This is a genomic window from Roseateles sp. P5_E11, from assembly GCF_054049355.1.
Genome location: NZ_JBFUMO010000689.1, coordinates 1 through 2,721 on the forward strand (window position 1 = coordinate 1; position 2,721 = coordinate 2,721).

Consider the following 2,721-nt stretch of genomic DNA (forward strand, 5'->3'; position numbering starts at 1 on the left):
TTTGCCCCCTGGGCAAGCGCCGCGCCTCCCCTATGCTCGGCCCCAAGCATCATGACCCCACGGCTTTTCGTTGCCATCGGCAGCTCGCATCTTTTCGGCCTGATCGACCGCTATATCGAGCCGGTGTCGTCGGCCAAGTACCGCTCGGTCTGGTCGACTGGCGTGCCGTTCCGTGAGCCCATCGAGCTGGATGCCCCGCCTGGCTGGCGTGGCGAGCATGTGCTCTACAACACCCCCGTGGCCGGGCCGCCGCCGATGCTCAAGGAGGGCGTGCTCTACATCCCGGACGTGCTGACGGGCGTGCTCGGTCACATCCCTCAGGAAGCCGAGGTCATCTTCTCGCTGCTGCGCGGCCAGGAGTTCGCGATCGCCGCCCTCGTCGACGACCCCTCGCATGCCGACTTCCTGGGCGACGACGGCCGGATGGAGCCGGGCCGGCGCTGGATGTCGCGCACCGATGCACTGGCCTGGGTGCGCCAGATCGCCGAGCCGCTGTGGACGACGCATCTGGCCCTGCGCCAGCAGTTCCCGCGCGCACGCATCGTGCATGTGCCGGCGCCGCCACCGGTGGAGTCGCATGAGCACATCACGGCCAATCCCGAAGCCTTCGGACAGCTGTTCGCCGTGCACGGCATCAAGCCCTTTGTGATGCGCCAGCGCATCTACCGGTTGATGTACGGCGACCTGAACCAGCGCCTGGCGCAGATGGGCGTCGTGAGCCTGGCGCCGCCCGCCGGCGCGCTGACCGGGAACGGCGGCCTGAAGGCCGAATTCGCGCGCGGCTGCCTGCATGGCAATGAGCTGTATGCCGAGCAGCTGGCGCAACAGATTCGAGAGGTGCTGGCAAATGTCCCATCCGTATGAGGCAATGCCGCCCCAGGCGTTCTGGCGCAAGACCGTCAGCGCCCAGGCCTGGGGCCAGCTCGACTTCAAGCCGAACACCAAGTTCAAGCTGACCCCGTCGCTGAAGATCGCGACGGCTGGTTCCTGCTTTGCCCAGCACATGGCCCGGCGGCTGGAGAGCTTCGGCCTCAGCCATTGGGTGGTGGAGCAGGCGCCGGCGGGCCTCACGCCCGAGCGGGCGCGCGAGCTGCAGTACGGCGTGTTCTCGGCCCGCTATGCCAATGTCTACACGGTGCGCCAGCTGCGCCAGCTCGTCGAATTCGCCTTCGGCCTGCGTGAGGGCGACCCGCCGGTGCTGACCGAAAAGGGCCGCATCTTCGACGCCCTGCGCCCGCGCGTCCAGGCTGGCGGCTATGACTCGCTGGCCGACCTGCGTGCCGACCGTACCTGGCATCTGGCCCAGGTGCGGCGTCTTTTCAGCGAGTGCGATGTCTTCGTCTTCACGCTCGGCCTGACCGAGGCCTGGGTGGAGCAGGGCAGCGGTGTCGTCTTCCCGGTCTGCCCGGGCACGGCGGCGGGCGAGTTCGATGCCGAGCGGCATGGCTTCGTCAACTTCGACTACCCGGAGATCCTGGCCGACCTGGAGTGGGTGCGCGAGTTCGTCGCCGGCGTGAACCCGGGCATGCGCTGGATCGTCACGGTGTCACCGGTGCCGCTGGTGGCCACGGCCACGGCGCATCCGGTCATCGTCGCGTCCAGCTATTCCAAGGCGGTGCTGCGCGCAGTCGCCGGGCGGTTCGCGGACGCGCATGACGACGTCGACTATTTCCCCTCCTTCGAGATCATCTCGTCGGCCCAGAGCTTTGGGCAATACCTCGAAGGCGACCTGCGCGAGGTCTCGCCGCGCGGTGTCGACCATGTCATGCGCCAGTTCTCGGCCGCCTTTGTCGAAGCCGGCGAACGCGCTGCCGTGGCGGCACCCAGCCTGGCGGCCCAGGCCGCAGCGGCGGCTCAGGTCGAGTGCGAAGAGCTCCTGAACGACAGACCCTGAAGGGCTCACGTCTGTTTTCTGCACGGCCCTGCGGGGCCGTTTTCTTTGGCCCGTCATAAAAACAGGCCCTGGGATTGCTCCACAGGGCCTGCATGGGCCGGCACCGCGTGCCGGCGTCAGGAGATCAGGCTCAGATCCAGTTGCCGCCGTTGTTGCGACGGTGCTCGTCGTCCTCGGCCAGCTTGCGGTCGATGGCGGCGAGGTGGGCGTCGGCGCTCGGCAGGGCGACCTTGGCCAGGTCCACGGATGGCGCCCCCAGGAGCGCGTCGGCCGGCGCGGTCAGCAGGTCGCTCRGGCTGACCGTCGCATCCTTGCCGTCGTCGGCCTTTTGCGGCTGCACGTCCTTGGCGAACCAGACGTCGGCCACGTCATGCTTGCCGCCGTCGGTCGTCGTGTAGCTGGAGACCAGGCCGATGAGGTTGCCGTGGTCGCTGCCCGAACCCTTGGCGGCGTTCAGGTCGATGGAGGCGACACCCACCTCGTCCAGCGTCTTCAGTTCGCCGGCGTCGGTCTTGCCATCGTGGTTGGCGTCGACCCAGACCTGCAGCTGCTTCCAGTTGGCGTCGTGTGCATCGAGCTTGCCGTCATGGTTGCTGTCCTGCTCGGCCATGGCGGCATAGCCGTCCTTGGCGTGCTTGCCATTGGCCAGGATGGTGCCCATGCCGAAGAGCTCGCTGCCGTTGTTGATGATGCCGTCGAGGTTGCGGTCCATGACGAGCAGGCCATCGCCGCCGGCAATCCAGCCGACCTTGTCCACGTGGCCGGAGCCGATCAGGTCGAAGTTGACGCCCTGGGCGGCGGCCAGCGTGTTGATGCCGTGGCCGTCC

General features: G+C 67.9%; 2 protein-coding genes and 1 pseudogene. 2 read left to right on the forward strand and 1 reads right to left on the reverse strand.

Annotation, left to right across the window (positions count from 1 at the left end; all coding sequences use genetic code 11):
- Positions 1-51 precede the first annotated feature (51 nt).
- Together ACXJKR_RS29195 and ACXJKR_RS29200 are read left to right on the forward strand one after the other, a co-directional pair.
- Positions 52-864, forward strand: coding sequence for a hypothetical protein (locus ACXJKR_RS29195; protein ID WP_457325829.1), 813 nt, complete (start codon positions 52-54; stop codon positions 862-864).
- Positions 848-1,894 carry a GSCFA domain-containing protein gene (locus tag ACXJKR_RS29200; protein ID WP_457325830.1) on the forward strand — a complete coding sequence of 349 codons (1,047 nt, stop codon included), beginning with the start codon at positions 848-850 and terminating at the stop codon, positions 1,892-1,894. Before ACXJKR_RS29195 ends, ACXJKR_RS29200 begins: the two co-directional genes overlap by 17 nt.
- Positions 1,895-2,024: 130 nt before the next feature.
- Here ACXJKR_RS29200 and ACXJKR_RS29205 read toward each other — a convergent pair.
- Positions 2,025-2,721 (reverse strand): annotated as a pseudogene (locus tag ACXJKR_RS29205) (heme utilization protein); the annotation flags it as partial.

Coding starts and splice junctions, on each gene's coding strand:
- ACXJKR_RS29195 (WP_457325829.1), top strand. CDS start 52: ATGACCCCACGGCTTTTCGTTGCCATCGGCAGCTCGCATCTTTTCGGC.
- ACXJKR_RS29200 (WP_457325830.1), top strand. CDS start 848: ATGTCCCATCCGTATGAGGCAATGCCGCCCCAGGCGTTCTGGCGCAAG.